This window comes from Anoxybacteroides tepidamans (assembly GCF_014201465.1).
In the GTDB taxonomy this organism is placed as follows: Bacteria; Bacillota; Bacilli; order Bacillales; family Anoxybacillaceae; genus Anoxybacteroides; species Anoxybacteroides tepidamans.
Genome location: NZ_JACHEP010000050.1, coordinates 1 through 1384, shown reverse-complemented (window position 1 = coordinate 1384; position 1384 = coordinate 1). Strand labels below are relative to the sequence as shown.

Annotated in this window: 1 protein-coding gene; it reads right to left on the bottom strand. The window is 35.5% G+C overall.

The genetic code is table 11. The features are described from left to right. Positions 1–110 precede the first annotated feature (110 nt). Positions 111–1241, bottom strand: a complete 1131-nt coding sequence (locus HNQ34_RS17235) for an MBL fold metallo-hydrolase (protein ID WP_183256537.1) — start codon at positions 1239–1241, stop codon at positions 111–113. Between the last annotated feature and the right edge of the window lie 143 nt (positions 1242–1384).

The following is a 1384-nucleotide window of genomic DNA, read 5'->3' as shown; positions in this document are numbered from 1 at the left end:
CCGGTGTTGTTTCCGCCTTTTTCACCAAATCTTTTAATCCTTCCACATCAATTTGTTCTAATACTTTTGTCATTTTTTCCATGCTATCTTCCTCCTAAATTTAATTTTTATTAACGATTTTGAACAGCACATAAATTAGGGCCAATTTCAAGCTCGGACTGCTCACTAGGAACAGCCTCATATTTTCCTTGGTTTATTTGAATAATCCTCTCAAAATTAGGTGGCGTTTCACCTAAGCGTTCGAGAATAGCAGATATAAATTCTTCTTTGTCTTGTATAGACAGTAATTCTGTTTGCTTTTTAACATTAGCAAAGGATGCACCGATAAAGCCTTGTTCATTTATTTCAGACGGATGGGAAAAATGCCCAGGTAGAATAATCAAATCATCTTTTAACGAATTTAAAATATTTGTCACTGTCTTAAAAAGGATTTCTGACATCTCCCTTGCACGTCCCTTTAAATCAGGGCGCCCTACTCCATTAACAAACAAAGTATCACCGGATAATAAATATTTATTATCTAAAAGCAGGCACGTACTTGCAATCGTATGTCCTGGCGTTTTAATACTAATTAACTCTAGGCTACTATACCCTAAACGAAAATTCTTTTTATCTGGAAGTGGTGTATATTCCTTTATAGAAGAATCTAACATTTCCTCTTCAGCAATCCAGTACTTCGCACCGGTCCTATCTGCCAAAATTTTCCCACCAGAAATATGATCGGCGTGCAAATGGGTATCTATGACATGCCGAATAGAAACATTCAATTTATTAGCTAACTCTTGATAAATATCAGTATGTCGACTCGGATCTACGATTACCGCTTCATCACCAGCTGCAATGAAATAGGAGAGACACCCTTTGGCTGGACGAATAATTTGATAAAGTTTCATTAAATCACTATCATACACAGGAATGACTTCATAAAATTCAGACCATTCCTCCATACCACCCGATAAGTAAGTGACATCATATCCAAACTCTTCAAGAATATTAGCCGCTTTTTTTGCTAGAACCCCTTTCTCACAAACAGTCACTATTTTTTTGTTGAGTGGAATTATTTTGTTTATAGCTGAGCCAAGTTCCTTAATTTTGAGAAACTGCATATTTATAGATTCTGTCTGTTTTCCTTCAATATGCCATTTATTATAGGCCACGGATGATCGTAAATCTAAAATAAGTACACCTTTTTCTGAATCCATTTTTTCTTTTAATTGCCGAGCATTAATACCGATAGCCATCAATACCCCCCTTTCCGTTTTGGTAAAAAATACATTTTAATCATTTTTAGACGGATTCAGTTCAGCTACTAAATTGACATTGTTGCGGATCGTATTCGCTACAGGTGACCATCTTAATACCTTTTTCTGCATGATTTCTTCTT